The organism is Streptomyces sudanensis (genome assembly GCF_023614315.1).
Taxonomy (GTDB): domain Bacteria; phylum Actinomycetota; class Actinomycetes; order Streptomycetales; family Streptomycetaceae; genus Streptomyces; species Streptomyces sudanensis.
Window position 1 is genome coordinate 3,792,800 of the sequence record NZ_CP095474.1, and the last position, 23,818, is coordinate 3,816,617.

24 protein-coding genes are annotated in these 23,818 nt (G+C 74.4%); 12 read left to right on the plus strand and 12 right to left on the minus strand.

All coding sequences use genetic code 11. The features are described 5' to 3' along the window. Nucleotides 1-145: 145 nt before the first annotated feature. The 7 genes from MW084_RS17465 to MW084_RS17495 form a co-directional block, all read right to left on the minus strand. A complete protein-coding gene (locus MW084_RS17465) occupies nucleotides 146-1,486 on the minus strand; it encodes a sulfate adenylyltransferase subunit 1 (RefSeq protein ID WP_010473036.1) in 1,341 nt (446 codons plus the stop codon). Nucleotides 1,487-1,488: 2 nt separating this feature from the next. Further along, on the minus strand, nucleotides 1,489-2,427 hold the full coding sequence (gene cysD, locus MW084_RS17470) for a sulfate adenylyltransferase subunit CysD (protein ID WP_010473038.1): 939 nt from the start codon (nucleotides 2,425-2,427) through the stop codon (nucleotides 1,489-1,491). Next, a complete protein-coding gene (gene cysC, locus MW084_RS17475; RefSeq protein ID WP_010473040.1) occupies nucleotides 2,424-2,957 on the minus strand; it encodes an adenylyl-sulfate kinase in 534 nt (177 codons plus the stop codon). The genes cysD and cysC overlap by 4 nt, the downstream gene beginning before the upstream one ends. Nucleotides 2,958-2,985: 28 nt before the next feature. Continuing rightward, entirely contained in the window at nucleotides 2,986-3,687 is a 702-nt protein-coding gene (locus MW084_RS17480; protein ID WP_010473042.1) for a phosphoadenylyl-sulfate reductase, read from the minus strand. After that, on the minus strand, nucleotides 3,684-3,902 hold the full coding sequence (locus MW084_RS17485; RefSeq protein ID WP_010473044.1) for a hypothetical protein: 219 nt from the start codon (nucleotides 3,900-3,902) through the stop codon (nucleotides 3,684-3,686). Before MW084_RS17485 ends, MW084_RS17480 begins: the two co-directional genes overlap by 4 nt. Nucleotides 3,903-4,158: 256 nt before the next feature. Further along, nucleotides 4,159-5,830, minus strand: a 1,672-nt coding sequence (locus MW084_RS17490) for a nitrite/sulfite reductase (protein ID WP_275563671.1), incomplete at its 5' end; no start/stop codon positions are given. Between the two features lie 369 nt (nucleotides 5,831-6,199). Continuing rightward, nucleotides 6,200-6,769 (minus strand): GNAT family N-acetyltransferase, encoded by a 570-nt coding sequence (locus tag MW084_RS17495; protein WP_010473048.1) that lies wholly within the window; start codon nucleotides 6,767-6,769, stop codon nucleotides 6,200-6,202. A gap of 240 nt (nucleotides 6,770-7,009) precedes the next feature. Between MW084_RS17495 and MW084_RS17500 the strand changes: the two genes are divergently transcribed. After that, entirely contained in the window at nucleotides 7,010-7,627 is a 618-nt protein-coding gene (locus MW084_RS17500) for a hypothetical protein (protein ID WP_010473049.1), read from the plus strand. A gap of 44 nt (nucleotides 7,628-7,671) precedes the next feature. Here the strand turns inward: MW084_RS17500 and MW084_RS17505 are convergent, their stop codons facing one another. Beyond that, complete coding sequence (locus MW084_RS17505) at nucleotides 7,672-8,985, minus strand: GAF domain-containing protein (RefSeq protein WP_010473052.1); 1,314 nt, start codon at nucleotides 8,983-8,985, stop codon at nucleotides 7,672-7,674. Nucleotides 8,986-9,802: 817 nt separating this feature from the next. Between MW084_RS17505 and MW084_RS17510 the strand changes: the two genes are divergently transcribed. From MW084_RS17510 to MW084_RS17535, 6 genes are all read left to right on the plus strand, one after another. Then, nucleotides 9,803-10,876, plus strand: coding sequence for a hypothetical protein (locus MW084_RS17510; RefSeq protein WP_010473053.1), 1,074 nt, complete (start codon nucleotides 9,803-9,805; stop codon nucleotides 10,874-10,876). A 122-nt stretch (nucleotides 10,877-10,998) separates the two neighbouring features. Next, entirely contained in the window at nucleotides 10,999-11,124 is a 126-nt protein-coding gene (locus MW084_RS17515) for a hypothetical protein (RefSeq protein ID WP_255114080.1), read from the plus strand. Between the two features lie 5 nt (nucleotides 11,125-11,129). Then, a complete protein-coding gene (locus tag MW084_RS17520; RefSeq protein ID WP_255114080.1) occupies nucleotides 11,130-11,255 on the plus strand; it encodes a hypothetical protein in 126 nt (41 codons plus the stop codon). Nucleotides 11,256-11,260: 5 nt separating this feature from the next. Next, nucleotides 11,261-11,386 (plus strand): hypothetical protein, encoded by a 126-nt coding sequence (locus tag MW084_RS17525; RefSeq protein WP_255114079.1) that lies wholly within the window; start codon nucleotides 11,261-11,263, stop codon nucleotides 11,384-11,386. A gap of 132 nt (nucleotides 11,387-11,518) precedes the next feature. Then, complete coding sequence (locus MW084_RS17530; RefSeq protein WP_010474718.1) at nucleotides 11,519-12,589, plus strand: hypothetical protein; 1,071 nt, start codon at nucleotides 11,519-11,521, stop codon at nucleotides 12,587-12,589. 1 nt (nucleotide 12,590) lies between these two features. Further along, entirely contained in the window at nucleotides 12,591-14,354 is a 1,764-nt protein-coding gene (locus MW084_RS17535; protein ID WP_010474719.1) for a S9 family peptidase, read from the plus strand. Between the two features lie 270 nt (nucleotides 14,355-14,624). On the opposite strand, the gene MW084_RS17540 is transcribed toward MW084_RS17535, so the two are convergent. Beyond that, on the minus strand, nucleotides 14,625-14,936 hold the full coding sequence (locus tag MW084_RS17540; protein ID WP_029553816.1) for an AzlD domain-containing protein: 312 nt from the start codon (nucleotides 14,934-14,936) through the stop codon (nucleotides 14,625-14,627). Next, nucleotides 14,933-15,556, minus strand: coding sequence for an AzlC family ABC transporter permease (locus tag MW084_RS17545; protein WP_010474721.1), 624 nt, complete (start codon nucleotides 15,554-15,556; stop codon nucleotides 14,933-14,935). The genes MW084_RS17540 and MW084_RS17545 overlap by 4 nt, the downstream gene beginning before the upstream one ends. Before the next feature lie 147 nt (nucleotides 15,557-15,703). Between MW084_RS17545 and MW084_RS17550 the strand changes: the two genes are divergently transcribed. After that, on the plus strand, nucleotides 15,704-16,276 hold the full coding sequence (locus MW084_RS17550; RefSeq protein WP_029553818.1) for a CGNR zinc finger domain-containing protein: 573 nt from the start codon (nucleotides 15,704-15,706) through the stop codon (nucleotides 16,274-16,276). Between the two features lie 148 nt (nucleotides 16,277-16,424). On the opposite strand, the gene MW084_RS17555 is transcribed toward MW084_RS17550, so the two are convergent. Further along, a complete protein-coding gene (locus MW084_RS17555) occupies nucleotides 16,425-18,089 on the minus strand; it encodes an acyl-CoA dehydrogenase family protein (RefSeq protein WP_010474723.1) in 1,665 nt (554 codons plus the stop codon). 17 nt (nucleotides 18,090-18,106) lie between these two features. Here MW084_RS17555 and MW084_RS17560 point away from each other — a divergent pair, with 17 nt between their 5' ends. From MW084_RS17560 to rsgA, 4 genes are all read left to right on the plus strand, one after another. Next, nucleotides 18,107-19,357 (plus strand): YihY/virulence factor BrkB family protein, encoded by a 1,251-nt coding sequence (locus tag MW084_RS17560; RefSeq protein ID WP_010474726.1) that lies wholly within the window; start codon nucleotides 18,107-18,109, stop codon nucleotides 19,355-19,357. Between the two features lie 125 nt (nucleotides 19,358-19,482). After that, the gene (locus MW084_RS17565; RefSeq protein WP_010474728.1) at nucleotides 19,483-19,953 is read left to right on the plus strand and encodes a cation:proton antiporter regulatory subunit; all 471 of its coding nucleotides are present in this window, start codon (nucleotides 19,483-19,485) and stop codon (nucleotides 19,951-19,953) included. Nucleotides 19,954-19,955: 2 nt separating this feature from the next. Further along, nucleotides 19,956-21,233, plus strand: coding sequence for a cation:proton antiporter (locus tag MW084_RS17570; RefSeq protein WP_050986853.1), 1,278 nt, complete (start codon nucleotides 19,956-19,958; stop codon nucleotides 21,231-21,233). Nucleotides 21,234-21,423: 190 nt separating this feature from the next. Next, a complete protein-coding gene (gene rsgA / locus MW084_RS17575; protein WP_010474733.1) occupies nucleotides 21,424-22,533 on the plus strand; it encodes a ribosome small subunit-dependent GTPase A in 1,110 nt (369 codons plus the stop codon). A gap of 243 nt (nucleotides 22,534-22,776) precedes the next feature. Here rsgA and MW084_RS17580 read toward each other — a convergent pair whose 3' ends face one another. Next, a complete protein-coding gene (locus MW084_RS17580; RefSeq protein ID WP_010474734.1) occupies nucleotides 22,777-23,745 on the minus strand; it encodes a helix-turn-helix domain-containing protein in 969 nt (322 codons plus the stop codon). Between the last annotated feature and the right edge of the window lie 73 nt (nucleotides 23,746-23,818).

Genomic DNA, 23,818 nt, shown 5'->3' on the forward strand with positions numbered 1-23,818 from the left:
CGCGGACGACCGTCCGCGGGGGCGGGGCGGCGGGCGGCGGGTCACCGGGCACATCGCGGGACACCCCCGGTGCCCGCGNNGACNNNCCGCCCGCCGCCGACCCGGCCGCCCTCCTTCGCGAAGGTCGCGAACACGTCACCGGCCATCAGAAGTCCCAGCCGTCGTCGTCGGCGGGAGCGTCGCCGACGGCGGCCTTCCGCCCGGCGAACGACTCGCCGGCCATGCCCGCCGCGAGGGTGGTGCCGTCCGCCGGGTCGATCAGCAGGAACGAACCGGTGCGGCGCGAGTCGGCGTACGCGTCCAGCGCGAGCGGCTCGGCCGTGCGGACCCTGACGGTGCCGATGTCGTTGGCCGACAGCCGCCCGGGGTCCGGATGCCGGGACAGGTCGCCCAGGGAGAGCCGGGACGGGATCTCCTCCACGATCGCCTTGACCGTGCGGGTGGTGTGCTTCAGCAGCACCCGCCGGCCCGCCTCCAGCGGCCGGTCCGCCAGATGGCAGACGGTCGCCTCGACGTGCCGGACGACCTCCGGGGCCTCCCCGGACGGCACGATCAGGTCACCGCGCGAGACGTCGACGTCGTCCTCCAGCAGGACGGTGACGGACTGCGGCGCCCACGCGGCGTCCACGGGCGTGCCCAGCAGGTCGATCCCGGAGATCCGCGACGTGCGGCCCGAGGGCAGCACGGTCACCTCCTGGCCGACGCGCAGGACACCGGCGGCGATCTGCCCGGCGTAACCCCGGTAGTCGGGGTGCTCGGCGGTCTGCGGGCGGATGACGTACTGGACGGGCAGCCGGGCCGGCCGGCCCGCCGGGTCGTGGCCGACCGGGACCGACTCCAGGTGCTCCAGCACCGTCGGGCCGCCGTACCAGCCGGTGCGCGCGGACGGCTCCACCACGTTGTCGCCGGCGAGCGCGGAGATCGGGATCGCGGTGACCTCCGGGACGCCCAGCTCCGTCGCGTACGCCGTGAACTCCCCGGCGATCCGCGCGAAGACGTCCTCCGCGTACCCGGCGAGGTCCATCTTGTTGACGGCCAGCACGACGTGCGGGACGCGCAGCAGCGCGGCGATCGCGGCGTGCCGGCGGGTCTGCTCGACCACGCCGTTGCGCGCGTCGACGAGGACGACGGCCAGCTCGGCGGTGGACGCGCCGGTGACCATGTTGCGGGTGTACTGCACGTGGCCGGGCGTGTCGGCGAGGATGAACCGGCGCCGGGACGTGGCGAAGTAGCGGTACGCCACGTCGATGGTGATGCCCTGCTCGCGCTCGGCCCGCAGGCCGTCGGTCAGCAGCGCCAGGTCGGGCTCCCGCCGGCCGCGGGAGCGGGAGGCGTGCTCGACGGCCTCCATCTGGTCGGCGAGGACCGACTTGGAGTCGTGCAGCAGCCGGCCCACCAGGGTGGACTTGCCGTCGTCGACGGACCCGGCGGTCGCGAAGCGCAGCAGGGCGGCGGCCGGGGGCCGCCCGGCGGTGGTGGCGGACATCTCTAGAAGTACCCCTCGCGCTTGCGGTCTTCCATGGCGGCCTCGGACAGCCGGTCGTCGGCGCGGGTGGCGCCCCGCTCGGTCAGCCGGGACGCGGCGATCTCGGCGATCACCGCGTCGAGCGTGGCGGCGCCGGAGTCGACGGCGCCCGTGCAGGACATGTCGCCGACCGTGCGGTAGCGCACCAACCGCCGCTCGACCGCCTCGCCGTCCCGCGGACCGCCCCACCCGCCGGCCGCCAGCCACATGCCGTCGCGGGAGAACACCTCCCGCTCGTGCGCGAAGTAGATCCCCGGCAGCTCGACGCCCTCGCGGGCGATGTACTGCCACACGTCCAGCTCCGTCCAGTTGGACAGCGGGAACACCCGCACGTGCTCGCCCGGCGCGTGCCGCCCGTTGTACAGCTGCCACAACTCGGGCCGCTGGCGGCGCGGATCCCACTGCGAGAACTCGTCGCGCAGCGAGAACACCCGCTCCTTGGCGCGGGCCTTCTCCTCGTCGCGCCGCCCGCCGCCGAGCACCGCGTCGAAGCGGTGCCGCCGGATCGCCTCCGTCAGCGGCACCGTCTGCAGCGGGTTGCGGGTGCCGTCCGGACGCTCCCTCAGGACGCCGCGGTCGATGTACTCCTGGACGGACTCCACGTGCAGCCGCAGGCCGTGCCGGGCGACGGTCCGGTCGCGGTACTCGACGACCTCGGGGAAGTTGTGCCCGGTGTCCACGTGCAGCAGCGGGAACGGCACCGGCGCGGGCGCGAACGCCTTCAACGCCAGGTGCAGCATCACGATGGAGTCCTTGCCGCCGGAGAACAGGACCACCGGCCGCTCGAACTCGCCCGCCACCTCCCGCAGGATGTGGACAGCCTCGGACTCCAGCGCGTCCAGGTGGGACAGCGCGGACGGGCCGCCCGGAAGCCCCTGCGCCGCCCTGACGGTCGCGGTCACACCAGGCCCCTCTCGGTCAGCAGCGCGTACAGCTCCCGCGCGGACTCCTCCACCGTCTGCCGGTGCGCCTCGATCCGCAGGTCCGGGTCCTCGGGCTCCTCGTACGGGTCGTCGACGCCGGTCAGGCCGCTGATCTCGCCGGCGGCCCGCCGGGCGTACAGCCCCTTCACGTCGCGCGCGGAGCACACCTCGACCGGTGTCGCCACGTGCACCTCCAGGTACGCGGTGCCCTCCCGCCGGTGGCGCTCGCGGACGGCCGCGCGGCTGTCGGCGTACGGGGCGATGACCGGCACGAGGACCTTCACGCCGTTCGACGCGAGCAGTTCGGCGACGAAGCCGACGCGCCGCACGTTGGTGTCCCGGTCCTCCCGGCCGAAGCCGAGGCCCGCCGACAGGAACGCGCGGATCTCGTCGCCGTCGAGCACCTCCACGCGGTGCCCCTCGGCGCGCAGCCGGCCCGCGAGTTCGCGGGCGAGGGTGGTCTTGCCGGAACTCGGCAGACCGGTCAGCCAGATGGTGGCCCCAGTCACGGGTGTCTCCTGAGAAGAGGGTCGTTCGTCACGAGTGCAGTCCGCACTCCGTCTTGGCGCGGCCCGCCCAGCGGCCGGCGCGCACGTCCCCGCCCGCCGGCGTGCGGCGCGTGCAGGGCGCGCAGCCGACGGAGGAGTAGCCGTCCGCCAGCAGCGGGTTGACGAGGACGCCGTGTTCGGCGACGTACGCCTCGACGTCGTCCCGCGTCCACCGGGCGATCGGGGACACCTTCACCTTCCGCCGCCGGGCGTCCCAGCCGACGACCGGGGTGCCCGCCCGGGTCGGCGACTCGTCGCGGCGCAGTCCGGTCGCCCACGCGGTGTACCGGGCCAGGCCCTCTTCGAGCGGCTCGACCTTGCGCAGCGCGCAGCACAGGTCCGGGTCCCGGTCGTACAACTCCGGCCCGTACGCGGCGTCCTGCTCGGCGACCGTCCGGCGCGGCGTCAGCGTGACGACGTTGACGTCCATCACGGCCGCGACCGCGTCGCGCGTCCCGATCGTCTCGGGGAAGTGGTAGCCGGTGTCGAGGAACACCACGTCGACGCCGGGCAGGACGCGCGACGCGAGGTGGGCGACGACGGCGTCCTCCATGGAGGAGGTGACGCAGAAGCGCTCGCCGAAGGTTCCCGCCGCCCACTCCAGCACGTCGAGCGCCGGGGCGTCCTCCAACTCCCGGCCGGCGCGCGCGGCGAGCGCCGCCAGCTCCCCGTCGTCCTCCACGGCGGTCACGCCGGCCCCCCTCCGCCGTCGCGGCGCCCGAGGCCCCGGGCCAGCAGGCCCAGGAACTCCAGCCGGAACGCCCGGTTGCAGGCCCCGCACTCCCAGACGCCCCCGCCGGACGCCCGGCCCCGTCCGGGCGCGGGGGAGTGCCGCTCCGGCTCGGCCGGGCGCAGATCCTCGTCGCCGCAGTACGGGCAGTGGAACGGAACGGCACGCTCACTCACGGCAGGACCTCCTCTTCTCCTTCTCGGGCGGCTCGGTTCGCCTCCGGGGCGCTCGGGCCTCCGTCGGCGGTCGGCCGTGCTCGGCCGCTCGTTCCTCGCGTCCTGCGCGCGGCCCCTGCTTCTCGGGCGGCTCGGTTCGCCTCCGGGGCGCTCGGGCCTCCGCCGGCGGTCGGCCGTGCTCGGCCGCTCGTCCCTCGCGTCCTGCGCGCGGCCTCCCTTTCGGCGGAGGCGCGCCCCTTCGGCTCACTCGCCGCGGTCACGACAGGGACTCCTCGCTCGCGCGGGCGGTCCAGGCGGCGAAGCGCTCGCCGTCCTCGCGCTCCGCCAGGTAGCGGGTGAGGACGCGCTCGATGTAGTCGGGGAGTTCGGCGGAGGTGACCTTCAGGCCGCGCACCTTGCGGCCGAAGCCCGCCTCCAGGCCGAGGGCGCCGCCCAGGTGCACCTGGTACCCCTCGACCCGGCGGCCCTCGGCGTCCAGCACCAGCTGGCCCTTGAGACCGATGTCCGCCACCTGGATGCGGGCGCAGGCGTTGGGGCAGCCGTTGAGGTTGATGGTGATCGGCTCGTCGAAGCCGGGCAGCCGGCTCTCCAGTTCGTCGACGAGGGACGAGCCGCGCGCCTTCGTCTCGACGATGGCCAGCTTGCAGAACTCGATGCCGGTGCAGGCCATGGTGCCGCGCCGGAACGGCGACGGGTCCACCCGCAGGTCGAGCGCCTCCAGTGCGGCGACGAGCGAGGGCACCCGCGCCTCCTCGACGTCGAGGACGAGCATCTTCTGCTCGACGGTGGTGCGGACCCGGCCGGAGCCGTGCGCCTCCGCCGCCTCGGCGATCGCGACGAGGGTGGCGCCGTCGACGCGGCCGACGCGCGGGGCGAAGCCCACGTAGAAGCGGCCGTCCTTCTGGCGGTGGACGCCGACGTGGTCGCGCCACCGCCGGACGGGCTGCGCGGGGGCGGGGCCGTCGACCAGTCCGCGCTTCAGGTAGTCGTCCTCCAGGACCCGGCGGAATTTCTCGGCACCCCAGTCGGCGACGAGGAACTTCAGCCGGGCGCGGTTGCGCAGCCGCCGGTAGCCGTGGTCGCGGAAGATCGACAGGACGCCGGTGAAGACGTCCGGGACCTCGTCCAGGGGGACCCAGGCGCCGAGGCGGACGCCGATCTTCGGGTTGGTGGACAGTCCGCCGCCGACCCACAGGTCGAAGCCGGGTCCGTGCTCGGGGTGCTCCACGCCGACGAACGCCACGTCGTTGATCTCGTGCGCCACGTCGAGCAGCGGCGAGCCGGAGACCGCGCCCTTGAACTTGCGGGGCAGGTTGGAGAAGTCCTTGTTGCCGACGATCCGGCGGTGGATCTCCTCGATGGCGGGCGTGCCGTCGACGATCTCGTCCTCGGCGATCCCGGCGACGGGGGAGCCGATGACGACGCGCGGGGTGTCGCCGCACGCCTCGGTCGTGGACAGGCCGACCTCCTCCAGGCGGCGCCAGATCTCGGGGACGTCCTCGATGCGGATCCAGTGGTACTGGACGTTCTGCCGGTCGGTGATGTCGGCGGTGCCCCGGGCGAACTCCCGGGAGATCTCGCCGACGACGCGGAGCTGCCGGGTCGTCAGGCGCCCGCCGTCGACGCGGACGCGCAGCATGAAGTACTCGTCGTCCAGCTCCTCCGGCTGCAGGACGGCCGTCTTCCCGCCGTCGATCCCCGGTCTGCGCTGGGTGTAGAGGCCCCACCAGCGCATGCGCCCGCGCAGGTCGGCGGGGTCGATGGAGGCGAAGCCGGCCTTGGAGTAGACCGTCTCAATACGTGTCCGCACGTTGAGACCGTCGTCGTCCCTCTTGAACTGCTCGTTGCCGTTGAGGGGCGTGAAGTGGCCCTTGGCCCACTGGCCCTCGCCGCGGTGGCGTCCCGGCGCGCGGCGGGGCGGGGCGGGGNNNGCTTCTCCGGGGTGGCGGGCATGGCGGTACGTCCTTCGGGACTGCGGGAGGGCGGCTTCGACCCGCACGGCACCGCGCAGGGCGGGGCTCCTGCGCGGCATCGCGCGGCGGGTTCGGAAGAGAGAGAGGGGGTGCGGCGTCGCCGGTGCGGTCAGCTCGCCGGACACCTGGCGCTGGACATGCGGCCGAGGTCGACGTGGCGTCGACTCACCAGGGCGGTTCCAGCGGGGGACATGGCGGAAGCCTGGCACGGGGATTTGGAGACCGTCCACCTGTGTCCGTATCACGGACGAAAACGTCTCGGATTCCGGACGACTGTGGTGCGGGTCACGCTGCTCGGCCGTACCCCGGGAGCACGCCGCGGGATCAGGCGAAGGCCCCCGGCCAGGGACCCGGCGCCTCGACGGCGGGCTTCTCCGCGACCCGCGTGTCGTAGAGGCGGAAGCCGCGCCGCCGGTAGTTGGCGAGCGCGTGCTCCCCGTCGAGGGAGCAGGTGTTCAGCCGTACCCGCCCGGTGGGCGCCCGCCCCGGCCAGCGGTCCGCCAGGTCCCAGGCGCGGGCCGTGCCGTACGACAGCAGGTGGCCGCCGATGCCGCGGCCCCGGAACGCCGGGACCAGGCCGAAGTACATGATCTCCACCACGCCCCCGTCCTGCGGGTCCAGCTCGACGTACCCGGCGGGCGTCCCCCTCTCGTACGCCACCCACGTCTCGGCGCCGGGCCGCTCCAGGATCTCCCGCCACTGCGCGTACGTCAGCCCCAGCCGGTCCACCCACGAGACGTCGCCCCCCACCGCGCAGTACAGGAACCGGCTGAACTCGGGTGAGGGAACCTGGGCGCGGACGATCTCCACGTCGCCCGCCGGGGCGGCGGCGGGCCGCAGGTCGTCCGGGGAGGTCTGCTCCAGGTACCAGGTGGTGACGGTGATGCTGTTCATGCGGGCCAGAGAATCACGGAGCGTGCGCCTCGGGCCAGGGCCGTCCGGCAGCCGGACTCCGCGTCCCGGACGGCGGACCGCTGGCCCGGTGGGCCGCCGGGCCGCACTCGCCCGGCCCGGCGGAGGGCCCGCCCGACAGCCGGCCGGGCGCCTCTGGCAAGATCATCCGCCGTGCATCGGACCCGGCCGCGCCGGCTTCACACCGCTCGCGGGCCGGGACAACGGGGAAGGCGGAAACGAATGGCCGTGGGGAAACACGGAGTCGCGGCGGCGGGCGCCCTGGCGCTCGTCCTGGCGCTGGCCGGCTGCGACGGCGGTTCGGGCACCGGCGCGAAGGGCGGGGAGAGCCCCGGCGCGACGGCGACAGGTTCTCCCGGCGGTGCGGGCGGCGAGAGGACGACGTACCGCCTGGGCGAGGAGAGCCCCGAGGTGGAGAGCACCATGCAGGCGTCCAGCGGCGCCAGGTTCACGCTCACGCCGACCCGGGTGAGGACCGGTACCGAGGCCGACATGAAGGCCTCCGGGCTGGAGGAGGACGGGAAGAAGGGACCGCAGATCCCCGTCCACGTCTGGACGAAGATCACCCACAAGAGCGGCAAGCCCATGAAGGTCGGCGACATGGACGACGACCTGGTCGTCCGGACCGACGAGGGCACCCGCACCCGGGCGCTCATCGTCCTGCTCGGCGAGGCGAAGTGGACCGGCTGCCCCGCCCCGGACACCGAGAAGGAGCTGGGCCCGGGACAGTCCCAGGAGATCTGCACCACCTTCCTGATCCCCGCCGACCAGAAGGCGGCGGCGGTGGAGATGACCCGCGGCTTCTACAAGGAGCCCCTGGAGTGGCCGGCCGCCGGCTGACCGCGCGCCGGGGGCGCCGCGCCGGACGCGGCGCCCCCGGCCGGTCACCCCCGGCCGCCCGCCGCGCGACGGGCCGCCAGCACGGCCGGCGCCGTCGAGTACGGCAGCAGGTCGGCCGCGTCGGCCGGGGCGACCACCTCCACCTCCACCCCGTCGCGGAACCGGTACGGGCGGTGCGCCAGCACACCGTCCAGGGTGCGCCGCATCCGCGACATCTCCGCCCGCACGGTCACCGTGCGGGTACGGTCCCCGAACACGTCGGCGGCCAGTTGCGCGGCCGTACGGCCGTCCCGGCGCACCGCCAGCACGTACAGCAGCTCCGCGTGGCGCGGGCTCAGCTCCCGCGTCCAGCAGCCCACCGCGCCCGACACCCGCACCGTCCACTCCCGCGGCCGGCTCACGTCGAGCACCAGCCGGGTGACCACGCCCCCGGCCCGTGCGTCCGCGGCGTCCAGCGGCCGCAGCAGCCAGCCGCCCGGCAGCGGCTCCACGTCGCACTCGCCCAGCGTCGGCAGCCGCCTCCGGCCCGCCGCCAGCGACGGGGGCAGCGGCACCCGGTCCACCGGGGCGAGCCCCGACACCGCCGCCGTCCAGCCGTACCGGTCCACCGCCACCGCCTGCCGGCCCGCCCGGCACAGCAGCGGCGCCGCCACCGCCCGCAGCCCGGCGAGCCCCGCCAGGTGCCGGTTGCGCAGCTCCGCCTCGGCGAGCCGCGCCACCGAGCCGACCAGCAGCAGCGTCGCCGGATGCATCGTCGCCACCGGCCCGCTCACGTCGACGACGCCCGCGAGCCGCCCGTCGCGCGGATCCGTGACCGGGGCGCCCGCGCAGGTCCAGGTGTGGTACGCGGCGACGAAGTGCTCCGCCGAGTGGACCTGCACCGGGCGCCGCACCACCAGCGCCGTCCCCAACCCGTTGGTGCCGGCCGTCGACTCCCGCCAGTCCGCGCCCGGTTCAAGGCCGTGCCCGTCCGCCATCCGCAGCACCGCCGGGTGGCCCTCCCGCCACAGCACCCGCCCGTCCGCGTCCGCGACGACCATGATGTGCCGCATCGCACCGGAACCCGTGCCCGGCGCCGGTACGAGGGCCTCGCGGAGCAGCGGCAGCAGGTCCGCGAGCGGCGAACCGCCGCGCCGCGCCTCCAGTTCGGCGGGCGGCAGCAGCCCCGGCCTGCGGTCGCGTTCCGGATCCAGGCCCTCGCGGAGCGCCCGCCGCCACGACGCCCCGATGTCGGCGCGCGGCGCCAGCCGCGCCCGGCCGCCGCGCAGGGCGGTCTCCCTGATCCCCTTGAGCAGCACCGTCGCCTCACGCGGGTCCATCGCGGTGAGCCGGGCCATGTCGATCGCGGCGTTCTGCACCGGGCCCTCCCGTTCCCGAAACGGCCCCATCATGCCCCCGCCGCGCGGTCCCGCGGACCGCGGTCGCACAGAACGCGCCAGTCACTCCCGCAACCCCCTGCAACCCTCGCGCGAGGCCCCCGCCCCGTACGACAGTGGCGGGGTGCCGGTCCTTCCGGTACGCGGACGGGATGGTGCCGTGTCGGCGCAGCACCATCCCGTCCGACCCGCCGCGGCCGGTGCCGCCGGCGCCTTCGCCCCGCGCGGCCCAGGAGGCGTGTCGGGCAGGGCGTCCCGGCCGGAACGGGCGGCGAGGACGACGCCCGCCCCGGTCCCTGACGGACGCGAACGGGCTCTTGCCGCAGGGGTGTTACCGGACGCGAACAGGCTCTCGCCGCAGGGGCGTCCACCTGGTCGTCACCCGTCGGGACTCCGGGCGCACCGCCCGCCGAACCGTGCTCGCAGCACCGCCGGGCGGACCGCCGGCCGCCCCCCGATACCGCCGGCCGGACGCGGAAGGGGACGGGCGACGCCCACCGGCTCCCGGCCCGGAGCGGGCGGCCCGCCGGGCGCCGACCGGCCCCGCGGGCCGGATCATGGCCGGAAACATCGCCGTTTCGTCTTTTTCGCGTACACGGCGAGGCGCACTTGACAAGTCGTGACTCTGCGGAATGACGAGATAGCCGCAGAGTCATTACGGAATCATTGCCTCCGTTTTTCGTTCCGCACTCTTCCGATTCAAGCCGTACTTCGAGGAGGTATTGCGCGCCTCATCCTGCCTGATGTTGGCTATGAACCGGATCGAGCGACTGATGGTCGACGAGAGGAAAAGCTGGATATGGCGAGGGTCAAGATCAATCCTGCTCGATACAGCCAGTTCGGTCCGGCGGAGGGGAGTGTCTTCTGCCTCATCACGAACCGCGAACTCGAGAACGAGCTGGAGGTCGTGAAGGAAGCCCCTTACGCCGAATACCGCACGATCTTCATCGGGGAAGGCGACGACTTCGAGGCCATGCTCGCTGACGAAACGATTCCTCAGCGATCGCACTCCCTGGTCGTCTCGCCCTACCGGTTCTTCGAGTCGCCCTCGGAGGAAGCCCTCGGCCCGAACCGCAAGCTGATGGGGATGGCCTGCAACTCGACGCCCGCCGATCTCGACATCATCCGGCACTTCGTCCGGGTCATCGAGAACACCTCGGCGAAGGAGCAGGGCGAGTTCAGCGACCGCTTCTTCGAGCTCGCCGAATCCACGGACCACCTGGTCTACATCGACGAGCGCCACGGCACGCGCGCCGTACTCGACCACCTCGCCGACGGCCTGATCTGGAACCAGCAGGCCGGCCCCCTGGAATGGGGGGAGCAGCAGATCGTCCCCTCCGGGGAGATCAGCGTCCTGCCGATGCAGATCGTCGAGTTCGACGAGAAGCTGCACCTTCCGCTCGAAGGCAGCATCGCGTTCCGCGGATTCCCCATCCTGCACAGCGGCACGCCGTCGTTCACCCGCAAGGACCAGGCCCGCCTCGCCGGAAAGCTCGCCGGCCTGGAGCACGAAGCGGTGGTCTGCGACGTCGTCAAGGGGACGATCACCTCGCTGCGCCCCTTCCGCAAGGAAGGTGCCGAGGTCGCCAAGGTCTTCGAGGCCATGTTCGAGATCGACTCCCGGTACGCGCTGGTCTGGGAGATCGGACACGCCCTCAACACCAGCCTGGACATCCTTCCGGGCAACCACGCCATGAACGAGGTGTACGGCGGCGAACGGGGCTGCCTGCACTGGGGACTGGGCCTCACTCCCTTCACCCAGTACCACCTCGACATCATCTCGCCCGACACCACCGTCTACACCGAGAGCGGTGACGTGGTCCTGGGCGAAAAAGGCGGCGCTCCCGGCGTCCGCACGGCCACTGCCGCCTGACCGGCCGCGAGCGGAGCCGCACGAGCGCGAAATCCCTCACGAGAGGAGGTGTCGGCCGTGAAGAAGACCATCAAGGTTCGCAAGAACAGCAACTACCTGGGCACCCTGCTGGGCTGAGCCCGGTGTCGGGGTCGGTTTTCCGGGCCCGTCGTCCTGTCGGATCGAGTACTGGTGGGGAGGTGTCGGCCGTGAAGAAGACCATCAAGGTTCGCAAGAACAGCAACTACCTGGGCACCCTGCTGGGCTGAGCCCGGTGTCGGGGTCGGTTTTCCGGGCCCGTCGTCCTGTCGGATCGAGTACTGGTGGGGAGGTGTCGGCCGTGAAGAAGACCATCAAGGTTCGCAAGAACAGCAACTACCTGGGCACCCTGCTGGGCTGAGCCCGGTGTCGGGGTCGGTTTTCCCGGCTCGTCGTCCTGTCGGATCGAGTACTGGTGGGGAGGTGTCGGCCGTGAAGAAGACCATCAAGGTTCGCAAGAACAGCAACTACCTGGGCACCCTGCTGGGCTGAGCCCGGTAGCAGGCAGACACGCGCGAAACGCTTGAGAGGCATCGCGCCGGGTGTGCCGTAAGCGAGGCGGGCCGAGGTGATGGCTCGGCCCGCCCCGCTGACACACCGGCACAACGATCTGGGAGTGTCACAGTGATTATCGTCCGTCCTGACGCCTATCGCCAGTACCCGGCGGGCCACAGCCGATTCACGCTCGTCCTGGAACGGCGGTTCTCCGACGACGTCCGGATCGAACCCCCGAGCCGCTACGAGACGTGGGACACGGTCGCGGTCGAGCCGGGCCGGTCCCTGGCCGACGTGCTGCGTTCCGACGTCCCGCAGGACGGCGACGTGCTCGTCGTGGCCGAGGACGACCGGCTGCTGACGGCTCCCGACTCCGAGGTGGGCCCGCACCGCACCGTCGCCGCGCTCCGCGCGGGCACCGGCCCCCTCGCCCTCGACCAACTGGGCAAGCTCCTCGACTCGCTGGAGAAGACCGACCCCGGCGCCCTCGACCGGACCGGCGACGCGCTCGGCGACGCCCTGGCGGCGGCCGGCGGCCTGGTCGTCGAGGAGGGCCTGACCGGGTCCGTGGCCAAGGTGGCCTTCGCCGCGCCCACCTGGTCCCGGATCGATACCGGCGCCTTCCGGCCCGGCACCGCGCAAAGCGCGCCCACCGGCCTGCGGAGGCTGGACCTCGCGGGCGCCGGCACCACCGTCACCGGCCAGATCGCCGTCAAGGGCTGGTCCGTCGTGCGCACGCACGAGCCCGACACGGCCGCCTGCCGGGAGCTGTTCGACAAGCTCTCCGGGCTCTTCCACTACCCGCTGGTGCTCACCGTCGAGAACGGGTCGGTGGCCGACATGAAGGCGACCGAGGCGGGCTCCGCGACCGCCGCCGCCGCTCTGACGCAGCTCTTCACCGCGGACTCGGGTCACGCCGAGGTCACCGGTCTGGAGTTCGGCCTCAACCCGGCCGCCCCGCAACTGCCCTTCAACTCCGAGTCGAACGCCGCCGGTACGGGCCGGGCCGCGGCCTCCGTCCACCTGGTGCTCGGCGCGCCGCCGCTCACCCGGTTCCAGGTCGTCCTCGACTGCGCCACCAGCTCCCTCACCGCGCTCGGCGGCACCACGCCCCTGGCGGGCGCGGCCACGGCACCCGCCGACCGGGCTCCCCGCCGCCGGATGAACCGCGTCACCGCCGCCAACTGCGGTTGCCACTGACATGGCCGCCCCGGACACACCGCTGTGGGAGCAGCGCTTCCGCGCCCCGCGCCACACGCTCCCCGCCTGGGCCAAGAGCTCCCCGGAGCGCTGCGTGTTCGTCGGCGACCGCTCGGGCGACGCCCAGGTCTACTGCTGGGACCGCGCGGCCGGCACGCTGCGGCAGGTCACCGACCGCCCCTCCGGGGTCCGGCACTGCGCCATCGAGGCGTCCGGCGAGGCCGTGTGGTGGTTCGCCGACACCGACGGCGACGAACGCGGCCGGTGGATGCGGCAGCCGTTCACCGGAGGCCCCGACGAGCCCGCCGTACGGGACCTCGACCCGTACTGGCCCGCGGGGCTCGCCCTCGGCCTGCGCGGGCACAACCTGCTCGGCCACACCACCGAGGACGGCACCGCCGTCTCCCTCGTGCTGCCCGGAGGCGCCTCCCGCCTCCTCTACCGGCACGAGGAGCCCGCGTACGCCGTCGACCTCTCCCGCGACCTCGCCCTCGCCGTCATCGCGCACAGCGAGCGCGGCGACCTGTGGGACCCGGGCGTGCGCGTCCTGACCACCGACGGCGCCACCGTCGCCGACCTCGACGGCGAGGCCGTCGGGTTCTCCCCGGTCCCCGGCGACGACCGGCTGCTGCTCCTGCAACCGCACGGGGACCGCTGGGAACCCGTGATCCACGAGCCGCGCACCGGCGAACACGTGAGCCTCGACCTCGGACTGCCCGGCGAGGTCTCCGTCGAGTGGTCGCAGGACGCCGCGTCCCTCCTCGTCGTCCACGACCACCGGGCCCGCTCCGAGGTCTTCGACTACGACCTGGCCGCCCGCGAGCTGACCCGGCTGAAGGTCCCCGACGGCACCGTCGAGCACGCCCGCACCCGCCCCGGCGGCGACGTGTGGTACCAGTGGTCCGACTCCGCGCACCCGCCCGTCTTCCGGGCCCTCGGCAGCGACCCGCGGTTCCCGGCCGCCGACCCCCCGCCGCGGACCGCGATCACCGACGACGCCTGGGTCGACGGCCCCGGCGGCCGCGTCCACGCCCTGCTGAGCCTGCCCCGCACCGGCACGAAGCCGCACCCCGCGGTGTTCCTGCTGCACGGCGGGCCCGACGAGCACGACCGGGACGCCTTCGACCCCGAGGTCGCGGCCTGGACGGACGAGGGGTTCGCCGTGGTACGCGTCAACTACCGCGGCTCGACCGGTTACGGCCGGGCGTGGACGGAGGCCCTGCGGCGCAGGGTCGGCCACACCGAACTGGAGGACGTCACCGCGGTGCGGCGGTGGGCCGTCGACCACGGGATCGTCGACCCCGCCCGCCTGGTGCTGGCTGGCTGGTCCTGGGGCGGCTACCTGACCCTGCTGGGGCTCGGCACCCGGCCGGACGACTGGGCCGTCGGCCTGGCCGGCGCCCCGGTCGCCGACTGCGCCGCCGCCCACCGGCAGGCCATGGACGACATCAAGGCGCTCGACCGCAGCCTCTTCGGCGGCACCCCGGAGGAGGTCCCCGAGGCGTACCGCGACGCCTCGCCCGTCACCTACGTCGACGCCGTCCGCGCGCCGGTCCTCATCTGCGCGGGCGTGAACGACGCCCGCTGCCCCATCGACCAGGCCCGCGCCTACGCCGACCGCCTCCGGGCCCGCGGCCTGCCCGTGGAGTTCCACGCCATGGGCGCGGGACACAGCGTGACGGCCGTGGAGGAGCGCGTCGAGGTCTTCCGCCGCCGGCTCGCCTTCACCCGCAGGCACCTCGACGCTGCACGGAGGCTCCCGTGAACCGCCGGACCGTCCCCGGGGAGAGCGGCCGCGGCGGTAACGCCGACCACCGCCCGCGGTGCCGCCGCGACCTCCTGCTGCGCTGACGCACCCCGCCCGGGCGGGCCCGGCCCCCACTCCAGGGCGCCACCCACCCGGGCCCTGCGCATGCGGAAGGCGTACGGAGAGCCCTCCCGCCACCGCTCCCCGGACTCCGCCCGGCGCGGCTGCCCGCGCGGACCCTCCCCGGCGAGCGCGCTCCCGGCCCGCCGCCGCTCGGCCGCCGCTTCCTCAACCCGCGATCAGCCGGGTCACGGCCGCCGCGGCGGCGCCCAGGACCACCACGAGCAGCGTGGGCCAGTTCCGCCAGACCCCGAACGCGCCCACGGCCAGCCCCACCACGCGGGCGTCGACCGTCAACGCCCGGCCGTCGCCGAAGATCTGGGTGGAGATCAGCGCCGCCAGCAGGGTCGGCGCCATCAGGGCCACCACCCGCTGCATCCTGTCCGGCAGTTCCTGCCCGCCCAGCAGCACCGGCCCGGTGGCCTTCAGCGCCATCGACACGGCGCCCACGAGGAGCACCGCCAGCCACACTCCGCTCATCGCTTCCTCAACCCCAGCAGGCAGGCGACGGTGGACGCGATCAACGGCACGCCCGGTGAGGCGACCGGCGTCAGCGACAGCGCGATCGCGACCCCGAGGATCGCGCAGACGAGCGCGCGCCGATCGGTGATCTGCCCCTTGAGCAGGGCCAGGAACAGGACGGGTGACACCACGTCCAGTCCGAAGCGCAAGGGGTCCCCGACGTACTGGGCGCCCAGCACGCCGACGGCGGTGCCGCCCACCCAGGCGCAGTAGACCACCACGCCCGCGCCCAGCAGCCGGCCGCGCGAGTACCGGCCCCCGCCCAGGTGGCCCACGGCCCAGGACTCGTCCACCACCAGCTGCGCGCAGAGGAAGCGCTTGACGGCGTTGCCCGTCATGGCCGGGGCGACGCTGATCCCGATCGGCAGGTAGCGGGAGTTGAGCAGGACGGCGGCGACGATGGCCGCGGCGATGCCCCCGCCCGTGCCCACCACGGACGCGGCCGCGAACTGGGCCGATCCGGCGAAGGTCGTCAAGGACATGGCGATGGGCGCCGCGATCCCCATGTCGGCGGCCCGCGCCACCACGCCGAAGGACACGGCGAAGCCGAAGACGGCGATCGCCAGCGGGACCGCCATGCGCAGTCCGCGCAGCCACTCCTCTTTGAAACCGGCCCGGGAGGAATACCCTTCAGATGCGTCGGGGGGAGCGGGTAATGCCTCTTGGGAGTCCATCGGCCCTCCAGTCCTGAGACGATTCATTTCGACGGATGATACGGAGCCATGATGAGATTTACTAGTTACTCCGAGGAATCGGCGACATGGGCCGAGGACCTGGTGAACACCTACAACGTCGTCCGCGGAAAAGAGAAGATGCCGGATTCGGCCGCGCTGGCGAAACTGCTCGTCGCGCACGGAATCCGGCTCCGGGCCGCGCCCACCGGGAAGGACCTCGAAAGGGCCCGCGTCCTGCGGGCGGCCCTGCGCGAGGTGTTCGGCGCCCCCGACGAGGAGACCGCCGTCGCCCTCCTCAACGGCCTCCTCGCCGAGCACCGCGCGCTCCCGCACTACACCCGCCACGACGGCGAGTGGCACCTCCACGTCGCCGACCCGCAGGCCCCGCCCGTCGACCGGTACGCCGTCAACGCCGCCATGGGCCTCCTCGGCGTCATCACCACCACGGGGATGAGCCGGCTGCACATATGCGACGGCAACCGCTGCGAGGAGGTGTTCGTGGACGTCTCCCGCAACCAGTCGCGCCGCTACTGCAGTCCGCAGATCTGCGGGAACCGCGCGAGCGCCGCCGCCCACCGCGCCCGCCGGAGGGGCGCCGCCGGCCGCCAGGGCCCACCGCCGTAGCCGCCGTGCGCCTCCCGCGCCGGGCGGGAGGCGGGGCCGGGGCGGCCGGCCGGTACGAAAATCCCGGACCGCTCCGGGGAGGCGGCGGGGCGCGGACGCCTCGCCACGACCGCCGCCCGCCGTTCCCGCAGGCCCCGGGCGTGCGCCGTCAGGGGCGGGCGCGCTCCACGATCGCGCGGAGGCCCAGGGTGTGCGGCAGCGTCCCGAACGCCGCCCCCCGGTCGCCGCCCAGCCGGGAGGCGCAGAAGGCGTCCGCTACCTCCGGAGGCGCCCACCGCACCAGCAGCGACCCCTGCAGCACCAGCGCCATCCGCTCCACCAGCCGCCGCGCCCGCGCCTCGGCGCCGTCCAGGTCCGCCAGCTCCGTCAGCAGGTCCCGGATCGCCCCGTCCAGCCGGTGGTCCGCGCCGCGCGCCCGCCCGACCTCCCGCAGGAACGCGTCGAGCGCCGCCGGCTCCCGCCGCAGCGCCCGCAGCGCGTCCAGCGCCTGGACGTTGCCGGAGCCCTCCCAGATCGAGTTGAGCGGCGACTCGCGCAGCAGCCGCGGCATGCCCGACTCCTCCACGTACCCGTTGCCGCCCAGGCACTCCAGCGCCTCCGCCACCATCGGCGTGCACCGCTTGGTCACCCAGTACTTCGCGGCCGGCACCGCCAGCCGCAGCAGCGCCCGCTCCGCCTCGGCGTCCTGCCCGCCGGGCGCGGGGGCGCCCGACTCCACCGCGTCGTACGCCGCCGCCAGGCGCATCCCGAGGACCGTCGCCGCCTCCGACTCCAGGGCCAGGTCGGCCAGGACGTTGCGCATCAGCGGCTTGTCGATCAGCGGCCCGCCGAACGCGTCGCGGTGCGCCGTGTGGTGCACGGCCTGCGCGACCGCCTGCCGCATCAGCGCGGCCGAGCCGAGCACGCAGTCCAGGCGGGTCGCGGCGACCATCCCGATGATGGTGCGCACGCCCCGCCCCTCCTCGCCGACCCGGCGCGCCCACGTCCCGTCGAACTCGACCTCCGCGGACGCGTTCGACCGGTTGCCGAGCTTGTCCTTCAGCCGCTGGATCAGGAACACGTTGCGGGTGCCGTCCGGGAGGACCCGCGGCACCAGGAAGCAGGTGAGCCCGCCGGGCGCCTGCGCGAGCACCAGGAAGCCGTCGGACATGGGCGCCGAGCAGAACCACTTGTGGCCCGTCAGGACGTACTCGCCCGCCGCGTCCAGCGGCTCCGCCGCCGTCGTGCCGGCGCGGACGTCGCTGCCGCCCTGCTTCTCCGTCATGCCCATCCCGAGCAGCACGCCCGCCTTCCGGGCCGGCGGCAGCAGCTCCTCGCCCTCGTACACCCGGGAGGTCAGCTTCGGCTCCCACTCGGCCGCGAGCTCCGGGTCGGTGCGCAGCGCGGGCACCGCCGCGTGGGTCATCGACAGCGGGCAGCCGTGCCCCGCCTCCGTCTGCGACCACACCACGAAACCGGCCGCGCGCCGCACGTGCCCGCCGGGCCGGCCCCAGGCGGAGGTGAGCCCGGAGGTGACGGCGTGGCCGAGGAGCCGGTGCCAGGCCGGGTGGAAGTCGACCTCGTCGACGCGGTTGCCGTACCGGTCGTGGGTGCGCAGCCGCGGCGGGAACCCGTCGGCGAGGGCGCCCCAGGACTGCGCCTGCGCCGATCCGGCGGCGGTGCCCAGCGACGACAGCTCCTTTCGCGCCTCCTCGCGCAGATCGGACGGAAGGTGTCGTTCCACGGCCTCGGTCAGCGCCCGGTCCGCCGTGAAGACGTCGTACCCGACCAGGGGCGGAGGCTGGTTGGTCACGGTGTGGGTGGTGGCTGCCATGCGGCTACGGTAAAGAGGTGCAGGCAGCGAAGGAAACACCCGAGCCGGCCGGGGGCCCCGCCGGGTTCCCGGGCCCCGCAGGACAGGACGCGGCCTCCTCCGCGTCCCCGGGCCGGCTCCACCGGGCCCGCGCCCTCTACCGCAACGTCTCGAAGCGGCAGACGGCCTGGCTCCTCCTGAAGGACACCGTCAACTCGTGCATCGAGTACCGGATCCTCGGCCTCGCCGCCGAGGCCGCGTTCTTCACGCTCCTGTCCCTGCCGCCGCTGATGCTGGGCCTGCTGGGCCTGCTCGGCTACATCGACGACTGGACGAACACCACCACCGTCGCGTCCATCGAGAAGAACATCCTCGCGGCGGTCGGCACGGTCCTGTCCGACCGGGGCGTCAACGAGATCGCCAGGCCCCTGCTGGAGGACGTCACCCGGGGCGGCAGGCCGGACGTGATCTCGCTCGGCTTCGCCATGGCGCTCTGGTCGGGCTCGCGCGCGGTGAACGTCTTCATCGACACGATCACCGTCATGTACGGCCTCGACGGGCACCGCGGCATCGTCGCGACCCGGCTGCTCGCCTTCCTCCTCTACCTGGTCGCCCTGGTGATCGGCGCGGTCGTCCTGCCGCTGGCCGTGGTCGGCCCGGACCGGGTGGTCCAGGTGGTGCCCTTCGGGACGGAGGTCGTGTCGGTCCTGTACTGGCCGGTCGTCATCCTGCTGTCGGTGGCGTTCCTCACGACCCTGTACCACGTGTCCGTACCGGTCAGGTCGCCGTGGATCGAGGACGTGCCGGGCGCGCTGGTGGCGCTCGCCATGTGGGTGCTCGGCAGCTTCCTGCTCCGCATCTACCTGACGCAGACGGTCGAGGGCCCCACCATCTACGGCTCCCTCGCGGCGCCCATCGCCGTGCTGCTGTGGATCGGCATCTCCGCCTTCGCGGTCCTGGTCGGCGCGGCCGTCAACGCGGCGATCGACCGGGTCTGGCCGTCCGTCGCCACCGCCGCCGCCCGCGCCGAGACGGAGCGGGCCCGCGCCGCGGAGGCCGTCGCCCTGCTGGCCCGGACCCAGGCCGGCGGCGGCCCGGACATGCCGTCGGAGTTCCCCGAACGCTGGTCCCGCTTCCTCCCGCCGGACGACGTACGGGCCCGCCTGCAGTGGGAGAGGTCCGAGAGGAGCCGGCGGCCCGAGGAGCGGCCCGCCGCGAACGGGTCCGCCGGGAACCGGCCCGGCGAGGAGGACCGCGCCCGGCGGCACGGCGTGGAGGAGCCGGACTGACCCCGCTCCGGGAACGGCCCTCCCGGCCGGGCCCTTCCCCTGCATACAGGGCATAACGGGCATGTGTTGGTAGGGTGGGACTCCCGCTCCACCCGTCATCCCCGTCCCGTCCCGGAGGCGCGGTCATGGGCACGCGTCGCACCACCCTGCCCGGCGTCGGCACGCAGTACGACTTCACCACCGAGGACGGACGGCACCTCTCCGTCGTCGTCCACCACGACGGCCGCCGCTTCCTCGGCTTCTACGACCCCGACGACCCCGACACGTGCGAGGCGACGGTCCCCCTCACCCCCGAGGACGCCGCGGCCCTCGCCCACCTCATCGACCCGCTCCCCGGCGGCGGCATCCGCACCGACGGCCTGGACCTGGTCACCGAGCACATCCCCGTCACCAGCCGCTCCCCCTACGGGGGCAGGCTGCTCGGCGAGACGAAGGCCCGCACCCGCACCGGGGCGTCCATCGTCGCCGTACTGCGGCGCACCAGCGCCCACCCCGCCCCGGGCCCCGACTTCCGGCTCGCCATCGGCGACACCCTCGTCGTGGTCGGCACCCGCGAGGGCGCCGACGCGCTCGCCGCGATCATCGGCGGGGAGTGACCGTGCACGACACCACCGGGCTCCTCGTCGAACTGGGGGCGGTCATCCTCGTCCTCGGCCTCGTCGGCCGGTTCGCGGAGCGCGTCGGGCTCTCCCCGATCCCCCTCTACCTCCTCGCCGGGCTCGCCGCCGGCGAGGGCGGTGTCGTGCCCCTCCACGCCAGCGGCGACTTCGTCGCGGTCGGCGCCGAGATCGGCGTGATCCTCCTGCTGCTCCTCCTCGGCCTGGAGTACAGCGCCGGCGAACTCGTCAGCAGCCTGCGCACCCAGTACCCCGCCGGCGTCGTCGACTTCGTCCTCAACGCCCTGCCCGGTGCGGCCGCCGCCCTCCTCCTCGGCTGGGGGCCGCTCGGCGCCGTCGCCCTCGCCGGGGTCACCTGGGTCTCGTCGTCCGGCGTCGTCGCCAAGGTCCTCACCGACCTCGGGCGGCTCGGCAACCGCGAGACCCCCGTCGTCCTGGGCCTGCTGGTCATCGAGGACCTGTCGATGGCCGTCTACCTGCCCGTCCTCACCGTCCTCCTCGCGGGCGTCGGCCTCGCCGGCGGCAGCGCCACCCTGCTGGTCTCCCTCGGCACCGTCGCGGTCGTCCTCTACCTGGCGCTGCGCCACGGCCGCCACATCAGCCGCGCCGTCTCCTCCGACAACCCCGAAATGCTCCTCCTCGTCGTCCTCGGCATGACGCTCCTGGTCGCCGGGGTCGCCCAGCGGCTCCAGGTGTCCGCCGCCGTCGGCGCGTTCCTCGTCGGCATCGCCCTGTCCGGGGAGGTCGCGGAGGGCGCCCGCAGGCTCCTCGCCCCGCTGCGGGACCTGTTCGCGGCCGTGTTCTTCCTCTTCTTCGGGCTGTCCACCGCCCCCGCCTCCGTCCCTCCCGTCCTGCTGCCCGCGCTGCTCCTCGCCGCCGTCACCGCCCTCACCAAGATCGCCACCGGCTGGTACGCGGCCGGGCGCGCCCGCGTCGGCCGGCGCGGCCGGCTCCGGGCGGGCGGGGCGATGGTCGCCCGCGGCGAGTTCTCCGTCGTCATCGCCGGTCTCGCGGCCGGCGCGGAGCCGGGGATCGGCCCGCTGACCACCGCGTACGTACTGATCCTCGTCATGCTCGGCCCGTTCACCGCCCGCTGGACGCAACCCGCCGTCGACGGGGTGCGCGACCTGGTCGTACGCACCGCGCGGCGCCGGGACGCCCCGCCCGGGCCGGGCGGGACGGGGGCCGCGCGGACACCGGTCGCGGCGGAGGCACTGCGGCGGGAAAACCGTTGGCGGGACCCGGCACCCCCCGGCTAACGTGTCCGCCGACGAACCGACGCGACGATTCAGGGAGGTGAGGACGTTGACGACTGTCATCGCACGGGCGCTGACCCGGCCTCAGAAGTTCCTCGTTCACCCTCCCGTGGTCTCCGGCTGACCCGATTCGTTCCGTGCCGCGCCCGACGAGGCGCGTGCCGCCGGGGCCACCCTCGCGAAGGGCACCCCCTTGTCTTCCTCGTTCACCACCACCCCCTCCTCCCCGCTGTCCTCCTACGGCTGGGACGCCCGGTGGGAGGCGGAGTTCGCCCCGTACGCCGAGCGCGGCCTGCTGCCCGGCCGGGTCGTCCGCGTCGACCGCGGGCAGTGCGACCTCGTCACCGCCGAGGGCGCCGTCCGGGCGGACACCGCCTTCGTGACGCCGCACGACCCCCTGCGGGTCGTGTGCACCGGCGACTGGGCCGCCGTCGACCCGGCCGGCGGCACGCCGCCCCGGTACGTACGGGCGTACCTGCCGCGCCGCACCGCCATCGTGCGGTCCACGTCGTCGAAGCGGTCCGAGGGGCAGGTCCTCGCCGCCAACGTCGACCACGTGGTCGTGGCGGTCTCCCTCGCCGCCGAGCTCGACCTCGGCCGGATCGAGCGGTTCCTGGCCCTGGCCTGGGAGTCGGGCGCGCAACCGCTCGTCGCCCTCACCAAGGCCGACCTCGTACCGGACGCGGCCGGCGTCTCGTACCTGGTCCACGACGTGGAGACCACCGCCCCCGGCGTGCCGGTGCTGCCCCTCAGCGCCGCCACCGGGGAGGGCGTCGACGCGCTCCGCGAGGCCGTCGCCGGCGGCACGAGCGTCCTGCTCGGCGTCTCCGGCACCGGCAAGTCCACCCTCGCCAACGCCCTGCTCGGCGAGGACGCCATGGCGGTGCGGGCGATCCGGGAGGTGGACGGGAAGGGCCGTCACACGACCACCACCCGCAACCTCCTCGCCCTGCCGGGAGGCGGCGTCCTCATCGACACGCCGGGGCTGCGCGGGGTGGGCCTGTGGGACGCCGGGACCGGCGTCGGGCAGGTCTTCTCCGAGATCGAGGAACTGGCCGCCTCCTGCCGCTTCCACGACTGCGCCCACGGCGCCGAACCCGGCTGCGCGGTCCTCGCCGCCGTCGAGGACGGCACCCTGCCGGTACGGCGCCTGGACAGCTACCGCAAGCTGCTGAGGGAGAACCAGTACATCGTCGCCAAGACCGACGCCCGGGTCCGGGCGGAGCTGCGGCGGGACTGGAAGCGCAAGGGCGCGGAGGGCCGCGCCGCCGTGCAGGCCAAGCGCGGCGGCCCGATCCGCTGACGCCGCGCCGGGGGCCCTCCGCCGGGGCGGTCTCCCGGTGGGCGGTCCGTCCCGGAGAGGTGTTCCTCCGGGACGCGGCCCCCGGCTGCGACCGGGCCCCGGCGGGCTCCGGCGGACCGCCGGCCCGGCGTCGGTGGCGCCCCGGGCCGGTCACCGGTCACCGGTCACCGGCCGCCGCCCGTTCCGCTTCCCCGCGCGGGGCGGGCGGCGGCCGGTGGGGAACGCTCACGTACATCCTCACTGTCAGCGGGTGATCCAGCCGCGCTCGCAGGCCTGCCAGCCGAGTTGGAGCCGGGTCGACACGCCCGCCAGCTCCATCAGCCCCCGGACCCGCCGCTGCACGGTCCGCAGGCCCAGGCCCAACTGCTTCGCCACGCTCGCGTCCGTCATGCCCGCGAGCAGCAGCGACAGCACCTCCAGGTCCGTCGTGTCCGGTCCCGGCTCCGGCTCCTCCGCCGCGGCGCCGTCCGCCACGCCGAGCCGCAGCGGCACCGCCTCCCGCCACACCGCCTCGAACAGCCCCGTCAGCGCCTCCAGCAGCCCGCTGGCGCGCACCACCAGTGCCGCCGGCTCCGCCTCCCGGCCCGTCAGCGGCACCATCGCCTGCGACCGGTCCGCGACGGCCAACCGCGTCGGCACCCGGTCCGCCACCCGCACCCGTCCGCTCCCGCGCAGCGCCTCCGCCAGCCCCGCCACGCCGCCCGGCCGCTCCAGCACCTCCCGCGCCACCACGACCCGGCAGGACACGCCCCGCTTCACGCCGTTCTCCGGGGCCGTCGGCACCGGCCCCCCCGTCACCAGGGCGCACAGCTCCTTCGACGCGCCCAGCCGGAGCTGCCGGAACCGGTGCGCCACCGCGCTCGCCCCGGTCACCACCTCCACCAGGTCGTGCGCCGTCGGCCGGGACGCCGCCTCCGCGCGGTACTCCTCCATGAGCAGCGCCGCCGCCAGCTCGGCCTGCTCCAGCTCGTGCCGCTGCCGGGACAGCAGCACGCCCAGGGCCGCCGTCGGGGGCGCCGCCACCCACCGGCCCGTGCGGTACGAGGACCGCCCGGCCAGGCCCCGGGCCTCCAGCCGCCGCAGCGCTCCCTCCGTCTCCCGTTCCGGCAGCGCCAGCCGGTGCGCCAGGTCCGCGACCTCCGCCGCGCCCAGGGCCACCAGCGCCCGGTACGCGGCCTCCTCCCGCTCGTCCAGTCCGATCGCGCCCAGCACCCGGTTCCACCCTCCCTCAGGCCGTGGCGGGAAACGGCCACGGCGCAAACCCGCCGCCCCATCATNCCCCCAC

What these genes read in the sequence shown, in the direction of transcription:
- MW084_RS17465 (WP_010473036.1), bottom strand. Translation starts at nt 1,486, where the DNA reads ATGTCCGCCACCACCGCCGGGCGGCCCCCGGCCGCCGCCCTGCTGCGC.
- MW084_RS17495 (WP_010473048.1), bottom strand. Translation starts at nt 6,769, where the DNA reads ATGAACAGCATCACCGTCACCACCTGGTACCTGGAGCAGACCTCCCCG.
- MW084_RS17500 (WP_010473049.1), top strand. Translation starts at nt 7,010, where the DNA reads ATGGCCGTGGGGAAACACGGAGTCGCGGCGGCGGGCGCCCTGGCGCTC.
- MW084_RS17510 (WP_010473053.1), top strand. Translation starts at nt 9,803, where the DNA reads ATGGCGAGGGTCAAGATCAATCCTGCTCGATACAGCCAGTTCGGTCCG.
- MW084_RS17535 (WP_010474719.1), top strand. Translation starts at nt 12,591, where the DNA reads ATGGCCGCCCCGGACACACCGCTGTGGGAGCAGCGCTTCCGCGCCCCG.
- MW084_RS17540 (WP_029553816.1), bottom strand. Translation starts at nt 14,936, where the DNA reads ATGAGCGGAGTGTGGCTGGCGGTGCTCCTCGTGGGCGCCGTGTCGATG.
- MW084_RS17545 (WP_010474721.1), bottom strand. Translation starts at nt 15,556, where the DNA reads ATGGCGGTCCCGCTGGCGATCGCCGTCTTCGGCTTCGCCGTGTCCTTC.
- MW084_RS17550 (WP_029553818.1), top strand. Translation starts at nt 15,704, where the DNA reads ATGAGATTTACTAGTTACTCCGAGGAATCGGCGACATGGGCCGAGGAC.
- MW084_RS17555 (WP_010474723.1), bottom strand. Translation starts at nt 18,089, where the DNA reads ATGGCAGCCACCACCCACACCGTGACCAACCAGCCTCCGCCCCTGGTC.
- MW084_RS17565 (WP_010474728.1), top strand. Translation starts at nt 19,483, where the DNA reads ATGGGCACGCGTCGCACCACCCTGCCCGGCGTCGGCACGCAGTACGAC.